Below are 25,463 nucleotides of genomic sequence, written 5' to 3'. Positions count from 1 at the left end.
CCGTGTGGCCGTGACGGCGCGGGGCGCATCGGGGAGAGGCCAGTGCGGGAGCTCAGTGCGGGAGCGTCGCCGGGGAGCCGCCGTTGGCCTCGTAGCCGGCCACCGCCAGGGCGCGGTAGACCGCGTACGAGGCGGCCGGGTCCGGGTCGGCGGACCAGGGGAGGGCGCCGACGTAGCCGTCGACGTGGCGGATCTGGTCCATCGCCTCCGCCCAGCGCTCGCCGCCGACGAGGAAGAGGATGAGCAGGTGGCGCACGTGCGCCAGCATCGGGTCGTCGGGACGCGCGCTGTGGACCGCGTACAGCGCGCCCTCCACCGCCCGGCTCACGGACGCGCTCCGGTGGAAGCTGCGGATCAGGACGACGTCCGGGACGTGCTCGTAGAGGGCGAAGAGGGGGAGCGCCGCCAGCAGGGAGCCCCGCGGGGCGCGGGCGGCCGCGTGGTGGGTGAAGGCGTCGGCCTTCTCCCGGGAGCCGTGCCACTTCTCGCACCAGTAGTTGAGCGCCGCCAGGTGCGCTCCCATGTGCTGGGGCGCCCGGTCGATGATCTTCGCCCACAGGGCGTCGTACTCGGGCTCGGAGTAGTGCAGCATCCGGGCCACGGACAGCTCGATGATGTACGGGACCGGGTCGCCCGGGGCCAGCAGCGCGGCCTTGTGGCAGGACTCCCGGGCCTCCTCCGCGATGATCCGTACGTCGGCCTCGCTCATCCCCTCCGGGCGCCGCCACATCTGCTGCGCCAGCAGCTCGGCGTGGACCTGCGCACCGGCCGCGTCCTTCGGGGCCTCCAGCCGCCACGCCTTCAGCCACGCGGCCCCGGCCCCGGGCTCCCGGGCGAGTTCCAGCGCCGCCGAACCGGCGAAGGCCTGCACGCGCTGCCAGCGCACCTCACCCTCCCGGGGGGTTCCGGCGAGCAGCTGGGAGGCGGCCTGCCACTGGCCGGTGCGCCGCACGTGGTCGAGGGCGTCCATCAGGTCCTGGTCGGGCCCGGGGATCCGGATGTCCAGCTCCTCCTGGAGGGCGAATCCGTAGTCCGCCGGGTCGGCGGCGTCCGGGCTCCCGGGCGTGACCAGGCGCAGTCCGCCGCGCCTGCGCCGCAGGATCGGTGAGAGGGCGGCGAGGAGCAGACCCATCGCGAGCAGGAACCACAGAATCTCCATGACCCCAGCGAACCAGACCGACCCGTGCGAAAGCCAATAGGAGGCAAAGAGGGGAGCCCCCGGCACGTTCCCGGAGCCCCGGGGCGGGGCCGCGGAGGGCCCGGACGGGGCATAGCATCGGGCCATGAGCGACGACAGCCACGAGCACCAGAGCTTCGAGACCCGTGCCATCCACGCGGGCAATACGGCGGACCCCCTGACCGGCGCGGTCGTGCCCCCGATCTACCAGGTGTCCACGTACAAGCAGGACGGCGTCGGCGGACTGCGCGGCGGTTACGAGTACAGCCGCAGCGGCAACCCGACGCGCACCGCCCTGGAGGAGAACCTCGCGGCGCTGGAGGGCGGCCGGCGCGGCCTCGCCTTCGCGTCCGGGCTCGCCGCCGAGGACTGCCTGCTGCGCACGCTGCTCTCCCCGGGCGACCACGTGGTCATCCCCAACGACGCCTACGGCGGCACCTTCCGCCTCTTCGCGAAGGTCGTCTCACGCTGGGGCGTCGAGTGGTCGGTCGCCGACACCTCCGACCCGGCGTCGGTGCGCGCGGCGATCACCCCGAAGACCAAGGTCATCTGGGTCGAGACCCCCTCCAACCCGCTGCTCGGCATCACGGACATCGCCGTCGTCGCCGACATCGCGCGGACGGCCGGCGCCAAGCTGGTCGTCGACAACACCTTCGCCTCCCCCTACCTGCAGCAGCCCCTCGCGCTCGGCGCGGACGTGGTCGTGCACTCGCTGACCAAGTACATGGGCGGCCACTCCGACGTCGTCGGCGGCGCGCTCGTCGCCGCGGACGCGGCGCTGGGCGAGGAACTGGCCTACCACCAGAACGCCATGGGCGCGGTGGCCGGTCCCTTCGACTCGTGGCTGGTGCTGCGCGGCATCAAGACGCTGGCCGTCCGCATGGACCGGCACGCGGAGAACGCCGGCAAGATCGCCGAGATGCTGGTCCGCCACCCCAAGGTCCACACGGTCCTCTACCCGGGCCTGCCCGAGCACCCGGGCCACGAGATCGCCGCCAAGCAGATGCGCAACTTCGGCGGCATGATCTCCTTCCGCGTCACCGGCGGCGAGGAGGAGGCCGTCGCGCTCTGCGACCGGACCAGGATCTTCACCCTGGGCGAGTCCCTCGGCGGAGTCGAGTCCCTCATCGAGCACCCGGGCCGCATGACCCACGCCTCGGTGGCCGGCTCGGCCCTGGAGGTCCCGGGCGACCTGGTCCGGCTGTCGGTCGGCATCGAGAACGCCGACGACCTGGTGGCCGACCTCGCGCAGGCGCTGGGCTAGCCGGCCCGCAGGCCCCGCAGGCCCCGCAGGGCCCGTACGTACGAAGCAGGTCTCCCCGCCCGAGCACGTCCTACCAGGGCGGGGAGACCTCGCTCGAAGGCGTCGACCACGCGCCGGTCAGCGAGGCCCACACCACGAAGGCCACGACCGCCGCCCACAGCAGCACCCAGCCGGTCCGCCGCACGGCCCGGCGGCGGCGCAGCAGCCGGTCCCCGCGGGCCGCCGCGCCCGCCGCGAGATCGGGCGGCACCGCCGGGTAGGGGCCCTCCAGCAGCCGCCTGACCTGGGCTTCCCGGGGATCGGGGCGACTCATGCCGCCTCCTTGCTGCGGGCGTCCGGGGCGGCCGCTTCCCCGGGGCCGGAGCGCAGTTCCGAGACGGCCCGGGCGCACAGGGCCCGCACCCGGTCGGGCGCCAGCCCGAGCTGCGCGGCCGTGACCTCCTCCGCGACCCCTTCGTAGAGCCGCAGCACCACGACGAGCCGCTCCAGCGGGCTCAGCCGCCCCAGCACCCCGCCGCCCCCGTGGTGGCGGCGGCCGGTGCGGGCGAAGGCGGCGCACAGCTCCTGGCGGGTGTGGTCGTACGGGTCGTCCCCGCGCAGCCTGCGCCAGTTGGCGTACGTACGGGCCAGCGCGGCGCCGAGCAGTCCGCGCGCGGCGGGCGCTTCGGCCGCTCCGGGCGTCGCGGGCTCCGCGGTCAGCAGGATCGCGACGCGCAGGAGCCGCCCCGCCGCACCGGCGACGAAGGCTTCGAATTCCGCGTAGGGGCCCGGCCCGTGGTCCACAGTCCACATAGTGCGGCCGGAGGGACCGCCTCGGAAGGGGTCGCGCGCAGCCGGGCGCGGGCCGGGGTCCCGCCGGGCCTCAGGAGGCGGGGCCGGCCTCGGATCCGGGCTCGGAGACGGCCGCCATCAGCTCGGACAGCGAGAGGTTGAAGCGGGTCAGCAGACCGGTGAACGCCTCGCGCTCCTCCTCGTTCCAGCCGTCCGTCACCCGCGCCATCAGCTCGCGCCGCGAGGAGCGGACCTCCTCCAGCCGCGCCAGCCCGCGCGGGGACAGCGCGAGCACCACGGCCCGGCCGTCCTCGGGGTGCGAGGTCCGCTTGACCAGGCCGCTGTCGACGAGCGGGGCGACCTGGCGGGTGACGGTGGAGGAGTCGATGCCCATGCCGCCGGCGAGCGCCTTCACGCCCATCGGGCCTTCCAGGTCGAGCCGGTTCAGCAGCAGGTACGCGGCCCGGTCCATGGAGTTGCGGGCCTGGCCGACCCCGCCCAGGCGGGTCTGCTCGGCGCGCCGGGCGAAGACCGCCACCTGGTGCTGGAGCGCGTCGAGGAGTCCGGCTTCGGCGGGCGCGCCGGCCGGCGCGGGCAGGTCGGAACTGGCCGGGGTGGAGGGCATGGCCGTGGGCTCTCTTCGCATGGGGCCGACAAGGATGGGGGACAGAGTACGCGGCCGTGCGACGGCTCGTACGCCTCGTACAAGAACTGATACGGCAGCGGTGAAACGGCGACTACGAGCCGTCCCGCATGGCGAGATATCGCCGCTCCGGCCCGGGCCCCGCACCGGGCCCCGCGCCGGCCGCGTCCCCCTGCGTCCCCCTGCGTCCGTCCTGCGCTCACCCGTCCCGCCCAGCACGGGGAACCGCGCGACGGGCCGGCTGCGAGACTGGCCGTATGAACTACCGCGTGCCGCAGCCCGTCCCGCAGGTCATCCTCGACGACGTCCGGGGGGCCCAGAAGATGCTCTCCGGCGTCTCCCGGGTGACCGCGATGGAGGGCAGCCGGTACCTCTCCTCCCTCACCGGTTCCCCGGTCCACTTCAAGTGCGAGAACCTCCAGCGCACCGGCTCCTTCAAGCTGCGCGGGGCGTACGTGCGCATCGCGGGCCTGCGCCCCGAGCAGCGGGCCGCCGGGGTCGTCGCCGCCAGCGCGGGCAACCACGCCCAGGGCGTGGCGCTGGCCTCCTCCCTCCTCGGGGTCCGCTCGACCGTGTTCATGCCGGTCGGGGCGCCCCTGCCGAAGGTGGCCGCGACCCAGGACTACGGCGCCGAGGTGCGGATGCACGGGCAGGTCGTGGACGAGACGCTGGCGGCGGCCCAGGACTACGCGGACCGCACGGGCGCGGTGTTCATCCACCCCTTCGACCACCGCGACATCATCGCGGGCCAGGGCACGGTCGGACTGGAGATCCTGGAGCAGTGCCCCGAGGTCCGCACGATCCTCGTCGGCATCGGCGGCGGCGGGCTCGCCGCCGGGGTGGCGGTCGCGGTGAAGGCGCTGCGGCCCGACGTCCGGGTGATCGGTGTCCAGGCGGCGGGCGCGGCCGCGTACCCGCCCTCGCTGAAGGTCGGGCACCCGGTGTCCATCGACAACCCCGTCACGATGGCGGACGGCATCAAGGTGGGCCGGCCCGGGGACATCCCCTTCAAAATCATTGGCGAGCTGCTGGACGACGTCCGTACGGTGTCCGAAGACGCGCTCTCCAGCGCGCTGTTGCTCTGCCTGGAGCGGGCGAAGATGGTGGTCGAGCCGGCCGGGTGCAGCCCGGTGGCCGCGCTGCTGAGCGAGCCCGAACGGTACGGGGACGGCCCGGTCGTGGCCGTGCTGTCCGGCGGCAACATCGACCCGCTGCTCCTGCAGCGGATCCTGCGCCACGGCATGGCGGCGGCCGGCCGCTACCTGTCGCTGCGGCTGCGGGTGACCGACCGGCCGGGGGCGCTGGCCGGTCTGCTGGGGGAGTTGTCAGTGGTGGATGCGAACGTGTTGGACGTGAGCCACGTGCGGACCGATCCGCGCCTGGGGCTCACGGAGGTGGAGGTGGAGCTGCACCTGGAGACGAAGGGGCCGAAGCACTGCGCCGACGTCGCGCGGGCGCTGCACGGCGCGGGGTACACGGTCATGAGCTAGCGGGCTCATCCCCTCGGGCGAGACCCCGGGGTGACACTCCCCGATCCGGTGGCGAGACGCGATATGACGCGATACGGTGTCGCCCGTTCGGCCGAGCGAGGTCGGCTCGGCGCTCATAGGATTCGCGTAGGAATGTCACGATTCAACCGGTTCGATTCGCACTGGGAGTACCCATATGCCAGGCGCCATCTACGCCGAAGGTCTGGTCAAGACCTTCGGCGACGTACGGGCTCTGGACGGCGTTGACCTCGATGTACCCGAAGGCACGGTCCTCGGCCTGCTCGGCCCCAACGGCGCGGGCAAGACCACGACCGTCCGCGTCCTGACCACCCTCCTCCAGCCCGACAGCGGCAAGGCGGTGGTGGCCGGGATCGACGTCCTCAAACACCCCAATGAAGTCCGGCGCTCGATCGGCCTCTCCGGCCAGTTCGCCGCCGTCGACGAATACCTCACCGGCCGGGAAAACCTCCAGATGGTCGGCCAGCTCTACCAGATGGGCGCCAAGGCGGCCAAGGCCCGGGCCACCGAACTGCTGGAGCGCTTCAACCTCGGCGACGCCGCCGACCGCACCGCCAAGACGTACTCCGGCGGCATGCGCAGGCGCCTCGACCTCGCCGCGGCCCTCGTGGTCAGCCCGCCCGTGATGTTCATGGACGAGCCCACCACCGGCCTCGACCCCCGCAACCGCCAGCAGCTGTGGGGGATCATTCAGGAACTCGTCGCCGGCGGCACCACCCTCCTCCTCACCACCCAGTACCTGGAGGAGGCCGACCACCTCGCGCACGACATCGCCGTGGTGGACCACGGCCGGGTCATCGCACGCGGCACCTCCGACCAGCTCAAGGCCCAGACGGGCGGTGAGCGCGTCGAGGTCGTCGTGCACGAGCGCGAGCGCATAGCCACGGCCCGCGAGGTCCTCGCCGGCTTCGGCAAGGGCGAGACCACCGTCGAGGAGCACACCCGCAAGCTGACCGTGCCGGTCTCCGGCGGCGCCAAGCTGCTCGCCGAGGTCATCCGCGAACTCGACGGCCGCGGCATCGAGATCGACGACATCGGCCTGCGCCGTCCCACCCTGGACGACGTGTTCATCTCCCTGACCGGCCACGCGGCGGAGCGCACCGCCGAGGAGAACGGAGAGGCCCCCGCCGATCCGAAGGCCGCGAAGGCCGCGAAGGGCAGCCGCAAGGACCGTAAGGAGGTGGCGAAGTGACCCTCACCTCCACGACCCCGGAGCTGGCGGCGCCCCGCCCGCGCGGCGGCATCGTCCAGGGGATCAACGACTCCCTGGTCATGGCCAAGCGCAATCTGATCCGCATGTCCCGGATCCCCGAGATGGTCATCTTCGGGCTGATCCAGCCGATCATGTTCGTCGTGCTGTTCAGCTACGTCTTCGGCGGCTCGATGATGATCGGCGGCTCGACCAGCGCGAGCGACTACCGCAACTTCCTGATGGCGGGCATCTTCGCGCAGACCGTCACCTTCGCCACCGCCGGAGCCGGCGCCGGCATCGCGGACGACATGCACAAGGGCCTGATCGACCGCTTCCGGTCGCTGCCGATGGCCCGCGGCGCGGTCCTCACCGGCCGCACCCTGGCCGACCTCGTCCAGACCGCCCTGACCATGGTCGTCCTGGCGATCGTGGCGCTCCTGGTGGGCTGGCGCATCCACGAGGGCGTGCCGAAGGCCCTCGCGGGCTTCCTCCTGCTGCTGCTCCTGGGGTACGCCTTCTCCTGGATCGGCGCCCTGATCGGCCTGTCGGTGCGGACCCCCGAGGCGGCCACCTCGGGCGGGCTGATCTGGCTGTTCCCGGTCACGTTCATCTCCAACGCGTTCGTGCCCACCGAGAACATGGCGGGCTGGCTCCAGCCCATCGCGGAGTGGAACCCGTTCAGCGCCACCGTCCAGGCCTGCCGGGAACTCTTCGGCAACCCGGGTGTGTCGCCGTCGGACGCCTGGCCGATGCAGCACCCCGTGTGGGCCTCGCTGCTCTGGTCCGTCGTGATCATCGTGGTGTTCCGCACCCTCGCCGTACGCAAGTACCGCTCGGCGACCGCGTAGGCCGCACACGACACGAAGCCCCGCTGAGCAGTGCTCGGCGGGGCTTCGTGTCGTAAAGCGGTGGAAAAGCGTGCGGAAAGAAAGGGGGGTGATCAGCCGGTGAAGGGCTTGACGTCGAGGATCTTGACCGACGCCTGCTTGCCGTTCGGCAGCTCGTACTGGGCGTCCTCGCCGATCTTCTTGCCCAGCACACCGGAGCCCAGCGGGGACTGCGGGGAGTAGGTCTCGAAGTCCGAGGACGCGTACTCGCGCGAGGCCAGCAGGAACTCCATGGTGTCGCTCTCGTCGCCGTCGAAGGCGATCTTGACCAGGGTGCCCGGGGCCACCTCGCCCTCGGAGGCGGGGGCCGTGCCGACCTTGGCCTTCTCCAGGAGCTGCGTGAGCTGGCGGATGCGCAGCTCCTGCTTGCCCTGCTCCTCCTTGGCCGCGTGGTAACCGCCGTTCTCACGGAGGTCACCCTCCTCACGGGCCGCCGCGATCTTGATCGTGATCTCCGACCGTGCGGGACCAGAGAGGTACTCCAGCTCGGCCTTCAGCTGGTCGTACGCCGCCTGGGTCAGCCAGGTGACGCTCTCGCTCGTCTGGGTCACGGGTGCTCCTCGTCGGTACAGGGACTACAAAGCCGCCAGCGGCGGACGAAACCACGAGCCTAACAATTCGGGAAGAAAAGGGGGAGGACGCCAAGTGTGTGAACTGCGTCAGGTCACGTCAGGACGCATACCGGTCGCACCCCGGTCGGACTCGGTCGCACGTCGGGCCGCACGACAGGTCATGCCCCGGATCAGCCCGCCGAACCGGCCGCACGGCAGCCGATGATCTCGATCATGGTGGCCCGGCCGGTGGTCTTCAGCGTCACCATCTCGTCCACGCGTCCGCTCTTCTGTGCGAACGTGAAGTCGGCGCGTCCGACCTCACTGTGCGCCTCGTCCTGCGAGCTCAGCGTGCACACCCCGGTGGCCGAGGCCTCCTTGCGGACCTCCAGGTGCACCTCGACCGCCGAGTCGGAGACGACCTTGTACTTGATGAGCTCCGCGCTCACGCTCTGACCGGCCACGTAGTCCCAGCCGATCCAGCCGACCACACCCAGCAGGGCGACCCCGAGCACCGAACCGATGATCTTCAGCTTGCGGTCCGCGCGCTCGTCCGCCGACCGGCCGTAGCGGCCCTCGGGCAGCTCCTCGCGCACCGCGCTCATCGATCGTTCCCTTCGAGGTGGGTGAACACCTGGATTCCGGGGTGACCCCCCGGAATTTTTCCACCCTCCGATTCGGTCACTATAGGAGCGCCCGCCCTGACGACTCAAAGAGGATCCTGTCTTGACCGAGCAGCTTCGACTGATGGCCGTCCACGCCCACCCCGACGACGAGTCGAGCAAGGGCGCGGCCACCATGGCCAAGTACGTGTCCGAGGGGGTGTCCGTGCTGGTGGTGACCTGCACGGGCGGTGAGCGCGGCTCCGTCCTCAACCCCAAGCTCCAGGGCGACAAGTACATCGAGGAGAACATCCACGAGGTGCGGGCCAAGGAGATGGACGAGGCCCGCGAGATCCTCGGCGTCGACCAGGAGTGGCTGGGATACGTCGACTCCGGCCTGCCCGAGGGCGACCCGCTGCCGCCGCTGCCCGAGGGCTGCTTCGCCCTCGTGGACGTCGACGAGGCCGCCGGCCGGCTGGTGAAGAAGATCCGCGCCTTCCGGCCGCAGGCCATCACCACGTACGACGAGAACGGGGGCTACCCGCACCCCGACCACATCATGACCCACAAGATCTCGATGGTGGCCTTCGATCACGCGGCCGACACCGAGAAGTACCCCGAGGCCGAGTTCGGCCCCGCGTACCAGCCGCAGAAGCTCTACTACAACCAGGGCTTCAACAAGCCGCGCACCGTCGCCCTGCACGAGGCCCTGCTCGCCCGCGGCCTGGAATCCCCGTACGGGGAGTGGCTGGAGCGGTGGAAGGAGTTCGAGCGCAAGGAGCGGACCCTGACCACCCACGTACCCTGCGCCGACTTCTACGAGATCCGCGACAAGGCGCTCATCGCCCACGCCACGCAGATCGACCCCGACGGCGGCTGGTTCCGCGTCCCGATGGAGATCCAGAAGGAGGTCTGGCCGACGGAGGAGTACGAGCTCGCGAAGTCCCTCGTGGACACTTCCCTCCCCGAGTCCGACCTCTTCGCGGGCATCCGGGAGAATGCGTAGCTATGAGCGCTACGCACGAAGCAATCGCCCAGCTCCTCCCGCTGGCCGGCGACACCTTCGACAAGAACAAGGTGACCCCGGGCCTCCTCGGATTCGTCGTGTTCGCCGCCCTCGCCCTCGGGGTGTGGGGCCTGATGAAGTCGATGAGCCGCCACATGGGCCGGGTCGACTTCAAGGAAGCCCCGGAGCCGGCCCCGGCCTCGGCCCCGGGTTCCGCAGAGGGCACGCGCGCCCCGTAGGCGCCGTACGCACGCGGTGTCCGCCGCCCCGCCGGTCTCCCGGCCGGGGCGGCGGCTTCCCGCGCGCCCGGGGGATTCCCGGGCGCCCGGAGGCCGTGCGCGCCCCTACGCCGAAGGCATGCGCGCCCCTACACCGAAGGCAGCGGCACCGGGACGCCCATGATCTCCCGCGAGTGCAGGTTCGGTACGAGCGACAGCCGCCACGCCTGCCAGCCCTCCGCCGGGTCCACCCCGCGCCCCAGGATCACCGTGTAGGACTCCAGACAGTCCTCCAGCCGCCCGTCCCGCATCGGATGCGGGGCCGCCGCCAGCCGTGCGAGCTCGGTGCGCGCCTCGTCCGGAGCCGCCGGGACCGCGTACGGCAGGAGCGTGCAGCGCAGGAAGCGCGCCCAGTCCTCCCCGCGCCGGTCCCCGTAGGAGATGAACAGCCGCACCGCCTCCTCGCACAGGTCCAGCGCCTGCGCGGTCCGCCCGTTGCCCGCGTCCACCACCGCCAGCTCCAGACAGGTCCACGCCTCCCCGTGGGCCAGCCCGATGCGGCGGAAGTCCGCCCGGGCGTCCACCAGCAGCTGGCGGGCGAACCCGGAGTTCTTCAGGTTCCCCGTCTGCGCCGCCCGCTGGTCGCGCGTGACCCGGCCCGAGTGGTGACGGGCGTGCGCCAGCCCGTACACGTCCCGCATCCGCGAGAACATCGTGCGGGCCCGCTCCAGCTCCCGTACCGCCCGGTCCCGCTCCCCGGCCTCCTCCAGCGCCTGCCCGAGGTAGTACAGCGTCCACGCCTCACCGCGCGCGTCCTCCGCCTCCCGGTGCCGCGCCAGCGCGTCCCGCAGCCGCTCCAGCGCCGGCCCCGGATCCCCGTCGACCACCCGGGCCCGGCCCAGCTGGGTCAGCGCCCACGCCTGGCCCCGGTCGTCGCGCGTGCGCCCGTACAGCTCCAGCGCCAGGCGCAGCTCCGCCTCCGCGCGCGGCACCTCGCCCAGCCTCAGGTACACCTGGCCCAGCTGCAGGTGCGCCCAGGCCTCGCCGTGCACGCTCTCGCTCTCCCGGTGCAGGCCCAGCGACTCGCGCAGCAGCCGCAGCGCCTCCGCGAGGTGCGCGCGGTCGCGTTCCACCGCGCCCAGCGCGTGCAGGCCCCACGCCCGGTCGCCCGCCAGCTCGTCCGTGGCCTGGAGCACCAGCGCCTCCCGGATGCGGGCCGAGGCCTCGGGGAGGTTGCCCTGGTGGTGCAGGGTGATGCCCAGCGAGACCAGCGCCATGCCCGCGCCCGCCTCCTGCCGGGCCTCCTTGTACTGGTCGACCAGCGAGGTCAGCGTCGTGCGGGACTTGTCCAGCTCGCCGAGCTGGCGGGCCGCGATACCCGTACGCCACTGCACCGAGCGGACCAGCAGCCCCTGGTCGACGGCCTGCGTGAGCTCGTTGATCTCACCGAGCCGGTACAGGTCGCCGCGCAGCAGGCAGAAGTCGCAGAGCGCGCCCAGCAGGTCCAGTACCGCCTGCTGGTCCACGCCCTCCGAATGCCGCAGCGCCGCCGTGATGAAGCTCGACTCGTCGTCCAGCCAGCGCAGGGCCGCGTCCAGGGAGGGGAAACCGTGCCCGCCGACCGTGCTCGCCTTGGACAGGGCGTTCGCCCGCGTGGACATCTTCCCGTCGACCATCCGGATCACCGAGTCGGCGAGCTGCGCGTACGTACGGATCAGCCGCTCGTGCGCCGCCGCGGCGTCGGCCCGGTCCTCGTCCCGGGCCAGCCGCGCAGCCGCGTACGCGCGCACCGCGTCGTGCATCCGGAACCGGTCCCCGCGCACGTGGTCCAGCAGTCCCGCCCGCGCCAGCTCGCGCAGCAGCCGCCCGGCCTCCACCTGGTCCGCGTCGATCAGCGCCGCCGCGGCCGCCGCCCCCAGCGAGGCCCGGCCGGCCAGCGTCAGCCGGCGCAGCAGGCGGCGCCGCTCCTCGGGCAGGGCCGCGTAGGCCAGGTCGAGGGCGGCGTCCAGGGAGCCCTCCGGCCCCGGGGACGCGGTGGCCCGCCCGACCTCCCCGAGGGGGGCCAGCACGCGCAGCGCCAGCGGCAGACCGGCGCCGAGCGCGAGCAGCGCCCGCACGGCCTCGGCCGGCTCCGCACCGCCCCCGGCCCCCTCGCCCGTCGCCTCGCCCTTCCCATCGCCCTTACCGTTTCCCTTCCCCTCTCCCTCTCCCGCCGCCCGGACCAGCTCCGCGCCCGCCTCCTGCGTCAGCCGGGTCACCGGCAGCTGGTACACCCAGGCCGCCAGCTCCGGGGGCAGCTCCAGCGGCTCCCGGGCCGTGACCAGGACCAGGCTCTCGGACCGCTCCGGCACGAGCATCCGTACCTGCGCGGCGTCCACCGCATCGTCCAGGACCACCGCCACCGGGGTGCCCTGCACATGCTGGTGATACAACTCGCCCAGCCTGCGCACCTGTTGCTCCGCCGAGGAGCCCTCGCGGAACAGCAGCTGCTCGCGGGGCGCACCGAGCCGGTTCATCAGGTGCAGCAGTGCCTCACGCGTCGGCAGCGGGCTCTCCGAGGCGCCGCCACCGCGCAGGTTCACCACGCAGGCACCCCGGAACTGGTCCCGCAGCGCCTGCGCGGTGTGCAGCGCGAGCGTGGTGCGGCCCACCCCGGGCTCCCCGTGCAGCACCACGACCACCGGCCGCGTCTCGGTGCTCACCCGGGCGCTGTGCACCCACTGCGCGATCCGCGCCAGCTCGGCCCGCCGCCCGACGAACGCACCCTCCAGCGAAGGGAGTTGCCCGAACGACTGCTCCAGCATGGCCCGCCGCCGCGCCTCGGCGCTGCGATTGGCCCCGCGCAGCGGCAGGGCGGAGCCGCCGTTGCCGTTCACCGCCTTCGGCGGGGCGTGCAGCGCCGCCGCCACCTTGCGCTGCTGCTCCAGGAAGGGGCGTATCCCGCGCACCTCCAGCGCCGACAGCCACTTCAGCCGGAGCTGCTCCGCCCCGCCCGGACGGCCCGCCTCCCCGGCGCGCCGGTTCGCCGCCGGCAGGTGCAGGGCCGTCACCTTGGCCACCGTCGCCGTCGCCCCGGCCACGCCCACGACGGCGCCGGTCGTCAGCGCGGTACCGGCCGCCACCCCGAAGGCCAGGTCGGCCACGACCGCGGCAGCCGCCGCGACCCCGGTGACCAGCAGCGCCGTCGAGGTGTTCGCCCGCCGGAAGGCCTCACCGAGCGACTGCTCCCCGGCCGCCGTCTCGTCCAGGGCCTGTACGTACGCCTCGTACTCGGCGGCGGCGCTCGCCGCGAGCGAGTCCAGCGCCTGCCTGCCGCGCGCCAGCAGCGCGGCCTTGGCCTCCGGAGTCCCGGCCGCCCCGCCCGCCCCCCGCCGGGACTCCTCCTCCACGGCCCGCACCAGCAGCCGCTCGGCCTCACCGCGATGACTGTCCCGCATCGGCAATCCCCCTCAGAGAGCTCCGGCACCGTGCCACAAGTGTCCGTCGGGACGCGCGCGAGCGCGAGGGAATCTGAGCTAGTTCAGAGGGAGTTGGCCCGCAACCGATCGCTTGCGGTGACCCCCGCGGACCGATACCGCCCACCTCGGCCACGCTGCCCGTCCGTCTCGGCACGTGCGTGTCGCCCTTCTCCGGATGGCGCTGTGGCAGGGGACGAGACACCTGTGGGCAGACGAGCGTGGCTTGCCTCCCTGCGAATAGATTGGGCCCATGCCGAACCGCCTCGCGAACGAGACCTCTCCGTATCTGCTCCAGCACGCCGACAACCCCGTCGACTGGTGGCCCTGGTCCCCGGAGGCCTTCGCGGAGGCGCGGGAGCGCGGGGTGCCGGTGATGCTCAGCGTCGGATATTCAAGCTGCCATTGGTGTCATGTCATGGCCCACGAATCCTTCGAGGACGAGCTGGCGGCCGCCTATCTCAACGAGCACTTCGTCAACGTCAAGGTTGACCGTGAGGAGCGGCCCGACATCGACGCCGTCTACATGGAGGCCGTGCAGGCCGCCACCGGGCAGGGCGGGTGGCCCATGACCGTGTTCCTGACGGCCGATGCGGAGCCCTTCTACTTCGGGACCTACTTCCCGCCCGAGCCGCGTCACGGGATGCCCTCCTTCATGCAGGTGCTCGAAGGCGTGCGCACCGCGTGGGTCGGGCGGCCCGAGGAGGTGGCGGAGGTCGCGCAGCGGATCGTACGGGACCTCGCGGGGCGGCAGCTCGACTACGGGAAGGCCGGCACCCCCGGGCCGGAGGAGCTCGCGAAGGCGCTGCTCGGGCTGACGCGGGAGTACGACGCCACGCGCGGCGGGTTCGGCGGGGCGCCGAAGTTCCCGCCGTCCATGGTGCTGGAGTTCCTGCTGCGCCACCACGCCCGGACCGGGTCCGAGGGGGCGCTGCAGATGGCCGCGGACACGTGCGAGGCCATGGCGCGGGGCGGGATCTACGACCAGCTCGGCGGCGGGTTCGCGCGGTACTCCGTGGACCGGGAGTGGGTCGTTCCCCACTTCGAGAAGATGCTGTACGACAATGCGCTGCTCTGCCGGGTCTATGCCCACCTCTGGCGCACCACCGGCGACGATCTCGCGCGTCGGGTCGCCCTGGAGACCGCCGACTTCATGGTCCGTGAACTGCGCACCCACGAGGGCGGCTTCGCCTCCGCGCTGGATGCCGACAGTGAGGACCCGGAGACCGGCAAGCACGTGGAGGGCGTCTACTACGCCTGGACTCCCGCCCAGTTGCGCGAGGTGCTGGGGGAGGAGGACGGGGATCTGGCCGCCGGCTGCTTCGGGGTGACCGAGGAGGGGACCTTCGAGCACGGGATGTCGGTGCTCCAACTGCCCGCGCAGGGGCCGGACATCGGTGAGGAGCAGCTCACCGGGATCAAGGAGCGGCTGCTCGCCGCGCGGCAGGCGCGGCCCGCGCCCGGGCGGGACGACAAGATCGTCGCGGCGTGGAACGGGCTGGCCATCGCGGCCCTCGCCGAGTGCGGGGCCTTCTTCGACCGGCCCGACCTGGTCGAGCGGGCCACGGAGGCCGCCGATCTGCTGGTCAGGGTTCACTTCGACGCGGCGGCCGGCATGGCCCGGCTCGCGCGGACCAGCAAGGACGGGCGGGTCGGGGCGAACGCCGGGGTGCTGGAGGACTACGGGGACGTCGCCGAGGGGTTCCTGGCGCTGGCGGCCGTCACCGGGGAAGGGGTCTGGCTGGAATTCGCCGGGTTCCTCGTCGACCTGGTCCTGGTCCGGTTCACCGCCGAGGACGGCTCGCTCTACGACACCGCGCACGACGCGGAGCAGCTGATCAGGCGGCCGCAGGACCCGACCGACACCGCGGCCCCCTCCGGCTGGACCGCCGCGGCCGGCGCCCTGCTGTCGTACGCCGCGCACACCGGTTCGCAGGCGCACCGTACGGCGGCCGAGCGGGCGCTCGCGGTGGTGCACGCCCTCGGGCCGCGCGCCCCGCGGTTCATCGGGCACGGGCTGGCGGTCGCGGAAGCGCTGGTGGACGGACCGCGGGAGGTGGCCGTGGTCGGTCATCCGGAGGATGCGGCGCGGGCGGAGCTGCACCGTGTCGCGCTGCTGGGGACGGCTCCCGGGGCGGTCGTGGCGACGGGGCTGCCGGGGGCGGCGGACGGCAGTGGAGGGGAGTTCCCCCTTCTGGCCGAGCGCACGCTGGTGCACGACCTCCCGACGGCGTACGTCTGTCGACATTTCGTCTGCGCGCGGCCTACGACCGATCCGGTCGAGCTGGCGGACCAGTTGGGTGCGGTTCGTCCCTGAAAGTGCCGGAGTAGCGTCAATTCCGCTTCTTTCAAGGTCAGTTCGGCAACGTGGTTTTTATCTCGACAGCGCCTGCGCGTCATGTTCCCTGCCTAGTCTCATGACTTCGGAGTCACCGATCAGTCACTGTCCGCGCCCTGGGGCGCCGGCGTAGAGCGCACCGGGGGTTGCGCGCGGGGGGAAATCGGGGACGGGCGAGGACGGCGGGCTGGGGAGCCCGCCGCCTCGCGGACCCGTTCCCGGGGGGTTGTGAGATCGCCGCATGGGGTTGCGGCACGTCTGTGGGGGACGCTTTGTTCATTTCCGTGTTCATTTGTGTGGTTTCGCTCGCGCTCTTCTGGATGGCGGCGTTCACGCTCTGGTGGCAGATGCACGCGTGGCGGACGCCCGAGACGCTCGCCTCGACCCGCTTCGACCGCCCCGACGGCGGCGGCCGGCTGGCCTTCTCCCTGCTGCTGCCCGCCCGCCACGAACAGGCGGTGCTGGAGCACACCATCGAACGGCTGCTGGAGTCGAGCCACCGCGACTACGAGATCATCGTGATCGTCGGCCACGACGACCCCGGGACGGCGGAGGTGGCCGAGCGGGCCGCCGCCCGCGCGCCCGGTCTCGTACGGGTCATCACCGACCACCACGAGGTCAAGAACAAGCCCAAGGCCCTCAACACCGCCCTCCCGTACTGCCGGGGCGAGATCGTCGGGGTCTTCGACGCCGAGGACCAGGTCCATCCCGAGCTGCTGTCCCACGTGGACCACGCCTTCCGCGCCACCGGCGCCGACGTGGTCCAGGGCGGGGTCCAGCTCATCAACTTCCACTCCAGCTGGTACAGCCTGCGCAACTGCCTGGAGTACTTCTTCTGGTTCCGTTCCCGGCTCCACCTGCACGCGGAGAAGGGGTTCATCCCGCTCGGCGGCAACACCGTCTTCGTGCGCACCGAGGTCCTGCGCAAGGCCGGCGGCTGGGACCCGAACTGCCTCGCCGAGGACTGCGACCTGGGCGTGCGGCTGTCCTCCGTCGGCAAGAAGGTGGTCGTCGCCTACGACTCCGACATGGTGACCCGCGAGGAGACCCCGGGGTCCCTGGTGAGCCTGCTCAAGCAGCGCACCCGCTGGAACCAGGGATTCCTCCAGGTGTACCGCAAGAAGGACTGGCAGCAACTGCCCGGCCGCGGCCAGCGCTGGCTGGCCCGCTACACGCTCATGACCCCGTTCATGCAGGCCACGTCCGGGGTGATCATCCCGGTGAACTTCGCCGTCGCCGTTTTCCTCGACGTGCCCGTCGGGGTCGCGATCGTCACCTTCCTGCCGATGATCACCGCGATGGTGACCTTCGTCTTCGAGGTGGTCGGCCTGCACGACTTCGGGCGCCAGTACGGGCTGCGGGTGCGGTTCAGGCACTACGTCAAGCTCGTGGTCGGCGGCCCGTTCTACCAGGTGATGCTGGCCGGCGCCGCGATCCGCGCGGTCTGGCGCGAGCAGCGCGGACGGAGCGACTGGGAGCTCACCAGCCACACCGGAGCCCATCTCGCGTCCGCGTCCGCGTCCGGTGAAGCCCCGAGCGAGGCCCCGAGCAGCCCGAACACCCTCATCCGAGAGGACAGCCACCGGTGACCGCCACCCTGCCCACGGCCACTGATCCCGAGTCCGGTTCGACCCTCACCGCGCCCGCCGCCGGCGCCCCCCTCATCCCGCGCCAGCGCACCGGCGGGCTCGGGGTCCGTCCCGCCGCGCCGGCCCGGCCGCTCGTCCGGTTCCGTTCCTCGCGGCCCGACCTGCTGCTGTGCGGGGCGCTGCTGCTCGCGATCCTCCTCGTACAGGGCTGGAACATCACGAACTTCCCGACGCTCAGCGACGACGAGGGCACCTACCTCGCCCAGGCCTGGGCCGTCCAGCAGGGCAAGGGGCTGGCGCACTACACCTACTGGTACGACCACCCGCCGCTCGGCTGGATCCAGATAGCGGGCCTGACGTACCTGCCGTCCCTGTTCGTGCCCGACGCGATGACCGTCGCGCCGATGCGGTTCTCGATGCTCGCCGTCTCCGCGACCAGTTCGGTCCTGCTGTACGTGCTCGCGCGCCGGCTCTGGCTGCCGCGCTGGGCGGCCGGTCTGGCCATGGGCCTGTTCGGGCTGTCCCCGCTCTCCGTCGTGCTGCAGCGGGAGATCTTCCTCGACAACATCGCCGTGATGTGGATGCTGCTGGCCTTCTGCCTCGCCGCGTCCCCCAGCCGCCACCTGTGGCACCACTTCGCCTCCGGACTGGCGGCCGCCACGGCCGTGCTGACGAAGGAGACGATGCTGGTGGTGCTCCCGGCGCTGCTGGTGACGATGTGGCGCCACAGCCACCGCGACACCCGCAAGTTCGCCGTCACCGGAGCCGTCACCGCGTGCGTGCTGATCGGGGTGACGTACCCCCTGTACGCGCTGCTCAACGCCGAGCTGCTGCCCGGCTTCGGCCACGTCTCCCTCATCGACGGCATCGTCTACCAGATGGGCCGGGCCGGTTCCGGCTTCATCCTGGACCCCGGTTCCGGCTCGCACGGGGTCTTCGAGTCCTGGCTGTACTACGACACCGTGCTGCCGCTCGGCGGCCTGGCCGGCGCGGTCCTGCTGCTCGTCACCATCCGCTGGTCGGTCACGGCCCGGGCCCTCGCCGGCCCGGCGCTGGCCGTGGTCATCCTCGGCCTCGTCGCGCTGCGGCCCTCCGGCTACCTCCCGGCGATGTACGTGATCCAGGCGCTGCCGTTCCTCGCGCTGGTCCTCGCCGGGGGCGCGGCCAGCGTCACCCACGCCGTGCTGCGCCGCCGCCGCGCGCCGGGGGAGCGGCGGGCCCTGGCCTACGGGCGGTGGGCGCTGGCCGGCGTCCTGGCCGCCTCCGCCGCCCTGTACCTCGTACCGCGCTGGTACGACGGGAACCGTACGGCGCTCACGGTCGACGCGAACGCCCCGTACCGGCAGGCCGCGGCCTGGCTCGGGCGCGAGGTGCGCGAGCCGGCCACGACCCGGGTGCTGGTCGACGACGCGCTGTGGCTGGACGCCGTCCACCACGGTTTCGACCCGGGTCTCGGTGCCATCTGGTTCTACAAGGCCGACCTGGACCCGGCGGTCACCAGGACGCTGCCGCGCGGCTGGCGGGACATCGACTACGTGGTCTCCTCGCCCACCGTCCGGCGCGACGCGGCGCAACTGCCCAGCGTGAAGGCGGCGCTGGAGCATTCGACGCCGGTGGCCGTCTTCGGCGAGGGCGAGGACCGCATCGAGATCCGGCGTACGGACAGCACCGATCCCGCGGCCACGTCCCGCACCGTCAACGGGAGTTGATCCGGCATGAGCGAAGACCTGCGGACCCCGCCCGCCCTGCACGCACTGCCCGCCCCGCACGTACCGCACGTACCGCACGCACCGCACCGTGCGGAGGCGGCCGCCGAGGCGCCCGCCCCGGGCAGTGTCACCTTGATCATCCCGACCTTCAACGAGGCCGGAAACATCGCCGAGTTGCTGAGCAGGCTGGCCGCGGCCCTGCCCGCGCACCTGCCGGTGTCGGTGCTGTTCGTCGACGACTCCACGGACGACACCCCGGCCGTCATCGAGCGGGCCGCCCTGGAATGCGCGTTCCCGGTGGCGGTCCTGCACCGGGAGAGCCCCGAGGGCGGGCTCGGCGGGGCCGTCGTGGAGGGGATCGGGCGGGCGGACACCGACTGGATCGTCGTCATGGACGCCGATCTCCAGCATCCGCCCCATCTGGTCCCCGAGCTGGTCGGGGAGGGGGAGCGCACCGGCGCCGACCTGGTCGTGGCCTCCCGGTACATCGCCGGGGGCAGCCGGGCCGGGCTCGCCGGGGGCTACCGCGTCGCGGTCTCGCGCGGGGCGACCTGGCTGGCCAAGGGACTCTTCCCGCGGGCCCTGCGCGGGATCAGCGATCCGATGAGCGGGTTCTTCGCGATGCGCCGCGCGGCGGTGACGCCGGAGGCGCTGAAGCCGCTGGGCTACAAGATCCTGATGGAGCTGGCGGTGCGCTGCCGGCCGGCGCGGGTGGCCGAGGTGCCGTTCGTCTTCCAGGTGCGCTTCGCGGGGGAGTCCAAGTCCACCGCCCGTGAGGGCCTGCGCTTCCTCACCCATCTCGCCTCGCTGCGGTCGGCGACCCCGCTGGCCCGGATGATCGGCTTCGGGCTGGTCGGGCTCTCCGGCTTCGTCCCGAACCTGGCGGCGCTGTGGATGCTCACGCACACCGGGATGAACTACCTGGCCGCCGAGGTGGTGGCCAACCAGGCCGGGGTGCTGTGGAACTTCCTGCTCATCGAGACCCTGCTGTTCCGCGACCGGCGCCGGCACCGGCACTGGGCCGACCGGCTGGGGCGCTTCACGCTGCTGGCCAATGCCGATCTGCTGCTGCGGATCCCGCTGATCGCGGTGTTCGTCGGCACCTGGGGCTTCGGCGTGCTGTCCGCGACGGCGCTCGCTCTGGTCATCACCTTCGTCCTGCGTTTCGCGGCGACGGAGGCGCTCGTCTACCTCCCGCGCACGTCAGGCACCGCACGCATGAGTTGAGCCGCACGAAGGGATGCTCCCCATGGGAAGGAAGATCCGGCGCAGGGCAGGGTGGCGGGCCGCTCTGCTGGCCGTCGGGGCGATGACGGGGGGCCTGCTGCTGACCGCACCGCAGCAGGCCACGGCCGGACCGCCCAATCTGCTCACCAACCCCGGTTTCGAGACCGCCGGTCCGGCCGGCTCCGACATGCCGTCCTGCTGGTCGAAGTCCGGCTGGGGCGACAACGACTTCAGCTTCGCGACCGTCGCCGACGCGCACTCCGGCACCAGGGCGATGAAGGTCTCGCTCACCCGCCGGGTGGACGGCGACCGCAAGGCCCTGGTCACCGAGAACGGCACCTGCGCCCCGACGGTGGTGCCGGGCAGGCAGTACGACCTGTCGGCCTGGTACAAGTCGAACACCCCGGACGTGTCGGTGACGGTGTTCCGCCACGACACGGTGGCCGGCTGGCAGTACTGGACCGATCTGCAGAATCCGCCCGTCAGCGCCGCGTGGGCGCGTACGGAGGTCCGTACGCCGGCGGTCCCGCCGAACACCGACAAGATCGCGTGGGGCATCTCCGTCTACGGGGTCGGCACGCTCACCACCGACGACTACGCGCTGGAGGAGGTGGGGGCGGTCCCGCCGCAGCCCACCTGCACGGGTACGGCCGCGGAGTGCGCGAAGGGCAAATGGGAGGTGATCGCCGCCAAGAACCCGGTGCGTTCGATGCACGCCGTCGTGCTGAGGAACGGCAAGGTGCTGCTGATCGCGGGCTCGGGCAACGACATCGCCCAGTTCAACGCGGGCACCTTCACCTCGGCCGTCTACGATCCGGCGAACGGCTCGTTCAAGACGATCCCGACGCCCGTCGACATGTTCTGCTCCGGCCATGTCCAGCTGTCCGACGGCCGGGTGCTGGTGATGAGCGGCAACAAGGGCTATCCCTCGGCCGACGGCAGGATCGGCTACCAGGGGCTGAAGGACTCGTACACCTTCGACCCGGCGACCGAGAAGTACACGAAGACCAACGACATGAACGGCGGGCACTGGTACCCGTCGGCGACGGTCCTCGGCAACGGCGACGTGATCTCCTTCGGCGGGCTGAAGGAGGACTCCACGGGCAACGTGACCGCGGAGAAGTTCTCGGCGGCGCAGAACAAGTGGCTGCCGATGAACGAGGTCAACCAGACCTGGTCGTACTGGGGCCTGTACCCGTCGATGATCCTCATGCAGGACGGGCGGCTCTTCTACTCGGGCAGCCACACCTTCGGCAACGGCACCCAGGGCACCGGCGCCTCGGTCTACGACTACGCCGCCAACACCGTCACCGACGTGCCGGGCCTGCGCAACAAGGACCAGCGCGACGAGTCGGCGAGCGTGCTGCTGCCCCCCGCGCAGGACCAGCGGGTCCTGACCATCGGCGGCGGCAACAACGAGTCCAACCCGGCCGCGAACCGGATCACCGACCTCATCGACCTGAAGCAGCCGAGCCCCGCCTACACGGCCGGCCCGGACCTGCCGCAGGGCCTGGTGGACCAGGGCGCGGGCAAGCGCCCGCAGACCGGGGCCGAGGGCAAGATGTACGTGTCCGCGGTGCTGCTGCCCGACGGCAAGGTGCTGGAGACCGGCGGCGCCCTGCACGACCGGGCCGACCCGGTGTACGAGGCCTCGTTCTTCGACCCGGTGACCAACACCTACCAGCCGGGCCTGGCCACCGACCCGATCCCGCGGACGTACCACTCGGCGTCGTTCCTGATGCCGGACGGCCGCGTCATGTCGGTCGGGGACAACCCGGGCAACGGCACGTACAACAACAACGTGTCGATCTACACCCCGCCCTACCTCTTCAAGGGGGCGCGCCCGCAGATCACCTCGGTGATCGACAGCCAGTGGGTGTACGGGGACACGCAGCGCATCACCGTCAACCGGGCGGTCGCCAAGGCGGAGCTGATCCGGCCGGCGGCGGTCACCCACTCCTCGGACCCCAACCAGCGGTTCGTGGACCTGCCGCTGACGGTCGTCAACGGCACCACGGTCGACCTGAACGTCACCAGCAACCCGAACCTGGCCCCGCCCGGCTGGTACATGCTCTTCGCGGTCGACGCGAACGGGATCCCCTCGATCGCGCAGTGGGTGCACCTGGGCGGACCCTCGGCGCTGGCGGCCGCCGCCGAGCCGCCGTCCGCGCACGAGCACACCTTCGCGAACGAGCTGGCGGCCCCGAAGAAGAACCCCGCGCAGCGGGACTCGGTGCCGGTGGCCCCGAGCGTGGCCGGCTGCGACCGGCACTACGGCACGGTCAACGTGTGCGTGCCCACGCGGTTCCCGGCGGAGGTGAAGGCGACGGCGAAGGCCCGCTGCGACTGGCTGGCCGCCCACGCCTACCCGAAGCGCCTGAAGGTCAACGGCAGCGATCCGCTGCGCCTGGACCCGGACGGTGACGGCTTCGCCTGCACGTAGGCGGCCGCCCGGTACGAGGCGGGGCCCCGTCCGCTCGCGCGGCGGGGCCCGTGCCGTCCGCGCCCGTTTCCCTCGGCGCCCGCTCCCGTCAGTGCGTGTACGCGGCGATCGAGATGCCCACGTAGTGGGCGACGAAGGCGGCCAGGGTCAGGGAGTGGAAGACCTCGTGGAAACCGAAGAAGCGCGGTGAGGGGTTCGGGCGCTTGATGCCGTAGATGACCCCGCCGACGCTGTAGAGCAGGCCGCCGGCGATGACCAGGACCAGGACGGCGATGCCGCCGGTGCGCAGGAAGTCGGGGAGGAAGAAGACGGCCGCCCAGCCCATGGCGATGTAGCAGGGGGTGTACAGCCAGCGCGGGGCGCCGACCCAGAAGACGCGGAAGGCGATGCCGGCCGCGGCCGCGATCCAGACCGCCCAGAGCAGGGTCCGCCCGGTGGAGTCGGGCAGCAGCAGCACGGTCAGCGGGGTGTACGTACCCGCGATGATCAGGAAGATGTTGGCGTGGTCGAGCCGCCGCAGGATGGCCTCGCCGCGCGGGCCCCACGTACCGCGGTGGTAGACGGCGCTGACTCCGAAGAGCAGGCAGGCGGTGAGGACGTACACCCCGCACGCCACCCGGGCCCGGGTCGAGTCGGTGAAGGCCATCAGGACGAGGCCGGCGATCACCACGGCGGGGAACATGCCGGTGTGGAGCCAGCCGCGCATGAGCGGCTTGGTCTCCTGATCGGCTGTTTCGACCATCGGAGCGGCCACGGCAGCGGCGTCGGAAGTCATGCCGAACATGCTACCTACGGTTGCGTAGGTTTCCGTTAGTGCGCTTTACGGAAGATTGACCGGAGTGGCGATGCTCACGTGAGAGGCCCCCTGGACATATGCGCACACGCACCGGATGATCAGATGAGTGCGGTCGACACCGGATGAGCGGAGCGCGAAGCGTCCGGGTCGCGGCCCCCACGGGGCAATCACAAATCAAACCCCTCAACAAGGAGCGATCGTGGCGCGCGACATCGCGGCTGGCACCACCACTTCCGACGTCCCCACCAAGCACCAGGAGCTCGTCTCCTGGGTCGGTGACATCGCAGCCCTCACCCAGCCCGACCGCATCGTCTGGTGTGACGGTTCGGAGGCCGAGTACGAGGCCCTCTGCGAGGAGCTCGTCTCCAAGGGCACCTTCAAGAAGCTGGACCCGGCCAAGCGCCCGAACTCGTACTACGCCGCCTCCGACCCCTCCGACGTCGCGCGCGTCGAGGACCGGACCTTCATCTGCTCCGAGAAGGAGGAGGACGCGGGCCCGACCAACCACTGGAAGGCCCCTTCCGAGATGAAGGAGCTGTTCTCGGGCAAGGGCGAAGAAGGCGGCATCTTCCGCGGCTCCATGAAGGGCCGCACGATGTACGTCGTCCCCTTCTGCATGGGCCCCCTCGGCTCGGAGCTCTCCGCCATCGGCGTCGAGATCACCGACTCCGCCTACGTCGCGGTCGCCATGCGCACCATGACCCGCATGGGACAGGCCGTCCTCGACGAGCTCGGCACCGACGGGTTCTTCGTCAAGGCCGTCCACACCCTCGGCGCTCCGCTCGCCGAGGGCCAGGCCGACGTGCCGTGGCCGTGCAACACCACCAAGTACATCTCGCACTTCCCCGAGACCCGCGAGATCTGGTCCTACGGATCGGGCTACGGCGGCAACGCCCTGCTCGGCAAGAAGTGCTACGCCCTGCGCATCGCGTCCGTCATGGCCCGCGACGAGGGCTGGCTCGCCGAGCACATGCTGATCCTCAAGCTCACCCCGCCGGCCGGCGAGGCGAAGTACATCGCCGCAGCCTTCCCCTCCGCCTGCGGCAAGACGAACCTGGCCATGCTGGAGCCGACCATCCCCGGCTGGACCGTGGAGACCGTCGGTGACGACATCGCCTGGATGCGCTTCGGCGAGGACGGCCGTCTCTACGCGATCAACCCCGAGGCCGGCTTCTTCGGCGTCGCCCCCGGCACCGGCGAGCACACCAACGCCAACGCCATGAAGACCATGTACGCGAACACCGTCTTCACCAACGTCGCGCTCACCCCGGACGGCTCCGACGTCTGGTGGGAGGGCATGACCGAAGAGGCGCCCGCCCACCTGATCGACTGGAAGGGCAACGCCTGGACCCCGGAGTCCGACACCCCGGCGGCCCACCCCAACGCCCGCTTCGCCGTCCCGGCCTCCCAGTGCCCGACGATCGCGCCGGAGTGGGAGGACCCCAAGGGCGTCCCGATCTCCGCGATCCTCTTCGGCGGCCGCCGCGCCTCCGCCGTGCCCCTGGTCACCGAGTCCTTCGACTGGAACCACGGCGTCTTCATCGGCTCGAACATCGCCTCCGAGAAGACCGCCGCCGCCGAGGGCAAGGTCGGCGAGCTGCGCCGCGACCCCTTCGCCATGCTGCCGTTCTGCGGCTACAACATGGGCGACTACATGGGTCACTGGGTCGACGTGGCCAAGGACAAGGACCAGTCCAAGCTCCCGAAGATCTACTACGTGAACTGGTTCCGCAAGAACGACGCGGGCAAGTTCGTGTGGCCCGGCTTCGGTGAGAACAGCCGCGTCCTGAAGTGGATCGTCGAGCGCCTCGACGGCGCCGCCGAGGGCGTCGAGACCCCGATCGGCATCCTGCCGACCGTCGCCTCCCTGGACACCGACGGCCTGGACCTGCCCGCCGCCGACCTGGAGTTCCTGCTCACGGTCGACAAGGAGGTCTGGCGCGACGAGGCCTCGCTGGTCCCCGAGCACCTGAAGACCTACGGCGACCACACGCCGAAGGAGCTGTGGGACCAGTACGAGGCGCTCGTCGAGCGCCTGGGCTGATCTCCTGCCCGTACCCCTCCCCGTGCCCGTTCCGGGCACCACC

20 protein-coding genes are annotated in these 25,463 nt (G+C 71.8%); 12 read left to right on the top strand and 8 right to left on the bottom strand.

The window, feature by feature from the left end; translation table 11 throughout:
• Positions 1-52 precede the first annotated feature (52 nt).
• Complete coding sequence (locus ACWCP2_RS14235) at positions 53-1,159, bottom strand: hypothetical protein (protein ID WP_450908864.1); 1,107 nt, start codon at positions 1,157-1,159, stop codon at positions 53-55.
• Between the two features lie 124 nt (positions 1,160-1,283).
• On the opposite strand from ACWCP2_RS14235, the gene ACWCP2_RS14230 reads away from it, so the two are divergent.
• On the top strand, positions 1,284-2,441 hold the full coding sequence (locus tag ACWCP2_RS14230; protein WP_450908863.1) for a cystathionine gamma-synthase: 1,158 nt from the start codon (positions 1,284-1,286) through the stop codon (positions 2,439-2,441).
• A gap of 70 nt (positions 2,442-2,511) precedes the next feature.
• Here the strand turns inward: ACWCP2_RS14230 and ACWCP2_RS14225 are convergent, their stop codons facing one another.
• The 3 genes from ACWCP2_RS14225 to ACWCP2_RS14215 all read right to left on the bottom strand — a co-directional run bounded on the left by ACWCP2_RS14225 (position 2,512) and on the right by ACWCP2_RS14215 (position 3,837).
• Positions 2,512-2,754, bottom strand: coding sequence for a hypothetical protein (locus tag ACWCP2_RS14225; RefSeq protein WP_450908862.1), 243 nt, complete (start codon positions 2,752-2,754; stop codon positions 2,512-2,514).
• Positions 2,751-3,224, bottom strand: a complete 474-nt coding sequence (locus ACWCP2_RS14220; protein ID WP_450908861.1) for a sigma factor-like helix-turn-helix DNA-binding protein — start codon at positions 3,222-3,224, stop codon at positions 2,751-2,753. The genes ACWCP2_RS14225 and ACWCP2_RS14220 overlap by 4 nt, the downstream gene beginning before the upstream one ends.
• Before the next feature lie 79 nt (positions 3,225-3,303).
• The gene (locus tag ACWCP2_RS14215; RefSeq protein ID WP_450908956.1) at positions 3,304-3,837 is read right to left on the bottom strand and encodes a MarR family winged helix-turn-helix transcriptional regulator; all 534 of its coding nucleotides are present in this window, start codon (positions 3,835-3,837) and stop codon (positions 3,304-3,306) included.
• A gap of 275 nt (positions 3,838-4,112) precedes the next feature.
• On the opposite strand from ACWCP2_RS14215, the gene ilvA reads away from it, so the two are divergent.
• The 3 genes from ilvA (at position 4,113) to ACWCP2_RS14200 (ending at position 7,403) form a co-directional block, all read left to right on the top strand.
• Positions 4,113-5,345 (top strand): threonine ammonia-lyase, encoded by a 1,233-nt coding sequence (gene ilvA, locus ACWCP2_RS14210; RefSeq protein ID WP_450908860.1) that lies wholly within the window; start codon positions 4,113-4,115, stop codon positions 5,343-5,345.
• A 175-nt stretch (positions 5,346-5,520) separates the two neighbouring features.
• Entirely contained in the window at positions 5,521-6,555 is a 1,035-nt protein-coding gene (locus tag ACWCP2_RS14205; protein ID WP_450908859.1) for an ATP-binding cassette domain-containing protein, read from the top strand.
• Entirely contained in the window at positions 6,552-7,403 is an 852-nt protein-coding gene (locus ACWCP2_RS14200; RefSeq protein WP_450908858.1) for an ABC transporter permease, read from the top strand. The genes ACWCP2_RS14205 and ACWCP2_RS14200 overlap by 4 nt, the downstream gene beginning before the upstream one ends.
• 92 nt (positions 7,404-7,495) lie before the next feature.
• Here the strand turns inward: ACWCP2_RS14200 and greA are convergent, their stop codons facing one another.
• A complete protein-coding gene (gene greA / locus ACWCP2_RS14195; RefSeq protein ID WP_250751585.1) occupies positions 7,496-7,993 on the bottom strand; it encodes a transcription elongation factor GreA in 498 nt (165 codons plus the stop codon).
• Positions 7,994-8,184: 191 nt separating this feature from the next.
• On the bottom strand, positions 8,185-8,598 hold the full coding sequence (locus tag ACWCP2_RS14190) for a DUF4307 domain-containing protein (protein ID WP_450908857.1): 414 nt from the start codon (positions 8,596-8,598) through the stop codon (positions 8,185-8,187).
• 121 nt (positions 8,599-8,719) lie between these two features.
• On the opposite strand from ACWCP2_RS14190, the gene mca reads away from it, so the two are divergent.
• Together mca and ACWCP2_RS14180 are read left to right on the top strand one after the other, a co-directional pair.
• Complete coding sequence (mca, locus tag ACWCP2_RS14185) at positions 8,720-9,601, top strand: mycothiol conjugate amidase Mca (protein ID WP_450908856.1); 882 nt, start codon at positions 8,720-8,722, stop codon at positions 9,599-9,601.
• A 2-nt stretch (positions 9,602-9,603) separates the two neighbouring features.
• On the top strand, positions 9,604-9,840 hold the full coding sequence (locus ACWCP2_RS14180; protein ID WP_450908855.1) for a hypothetical protein: 237 nt from the start codon (positions 9,604-9,606) through the stop codon (positions 9,838-9,840).
• A 128-nt stretch (positions 9,841-9,968) separates the two neighbouring features.
• Here ACWCP2_RS14180 and ACWCP2_RS14175 read toward each other — a convergent pair whose 3' ends face one another.
• Positions 9,969-13,256: a tetratricopeptide repeat protein gene (locus ACWCP2_RS14175; RefSeq protein WP_450908854.1), complete on the bottom strand. Its 3,288-nt coding sequence runs from the start codon at positions 13,254-13,256 to the stop codon at positions 9,969-9,971.
• A gap of 271 nt (positions 13,257-13,527) precedes the next feature.
• On the opposite strand from ACWCP2_RS14175, the gene ACWCP2_RS14170 reads away from it, so the two are divergent.
• From ACWCP2_RS14170 to ACWCP2_RS14150, 5 genes are all read left to right on the top strand, one after another.
• Complete coding sequence (locus ACWCP2_RS14170) at positions 13,528-15,591, top strand: thioredoxin domain-containing protein (protein WP_450908853.1); 2,064 nt, start codon at positions 13,528-13,530, stop codon at positions 15,589-15,591.
• 293 nt (positions 15,592-15,884) lie between these two features.
• Entirely contained in the window at positions 15,885-17,201 is a 1,317-nt protein-coding gene (locus ACWCP2_RS14165) for a glycosyltransferase (RefSeq protein WP_450908852.1), read from the top strand.
• Positions 17,198-18,910 carry an ArnT family glycosyltransferase gene (locus ACWCP2_RS14160; protein ID WP_450908851.1) on the top strand — a complete coding sequence of 571 codons (1,713 nt, stop codon included), beginning with the start codon at positions 17,198-17,200 and terminating at the stop codon, positions 18,908-18,910. The genes ACWCP2_RS14165 and ACWCP2_RS14160 overlap by 4 nt, the downstream gene beginning before the upstream one ends.
• 6 nt (positions 18,911-18,916) lie before the next feature.
• Positions 18,917-20,137 (top strand): glycosyltransferase, encoded by a 1,221-nt coding sequence (locus tag ACWCP2_RS14155; RefSeq protein WP_450908850.1) that lies wholly within the window; start codon positions 18,917-18,919, stop codon positions 20,135-20,137.
• Between the two features lie 22 nt (positions 20,138-20,159).
• Positions 20,160-22,580, top strand: a complete 2,421-nt coding sequence (locus ACWCP2_RS14150) for a galactose oxidase-like domain-containing protein (protein ID WP_450908849.1) — start codon at positions 20,160-20,162, stop codon at positions 22,578-22,580.
• An 88-nt stretch (positions 22,581-22,668) separates the two neighbouring features.
• Here the strand turns inward: ACWCP2_RS14150 and trhA are convergent, their stop codons facing one another.
• Entirely contained in the window at positions 22,669-23,355 is a 687-nt protein-coding gene (gene trhA, locus ACWCP2_RS14145) for a PAQR family membrane homeostasis protein TrhA (RefSeq protein WP_450908848.1), read from the bottom strand.
• A 220-nt stretch (positions 23,356-23,575) separates the two neighbouring features.
• On the opposite strand from trhA, the gene ACWCP2_RS14140 reads away from it, so the two are divergent.
• Complete coding sequence (locus tag ACWCP2_RS14140; protein WP_450908847.1) at positions 23,576-25,420, top strand: phosphoenolpyruvate carboxykinase (GTP); 1,845 nt, start codon at positions 23,576-23,578, stop codon at positions 25,418-25,420.
• The last annotated feature ends 43 nt before the right edge of the window (positions 25,421-25,463 follow it).

It is taken from the genome of Streptomyces sp. NPDC002104 (assembly GCF_053593795.1).
This window is presented reverse-complemented; position numbering and strand designations above follow the sequence as displayed.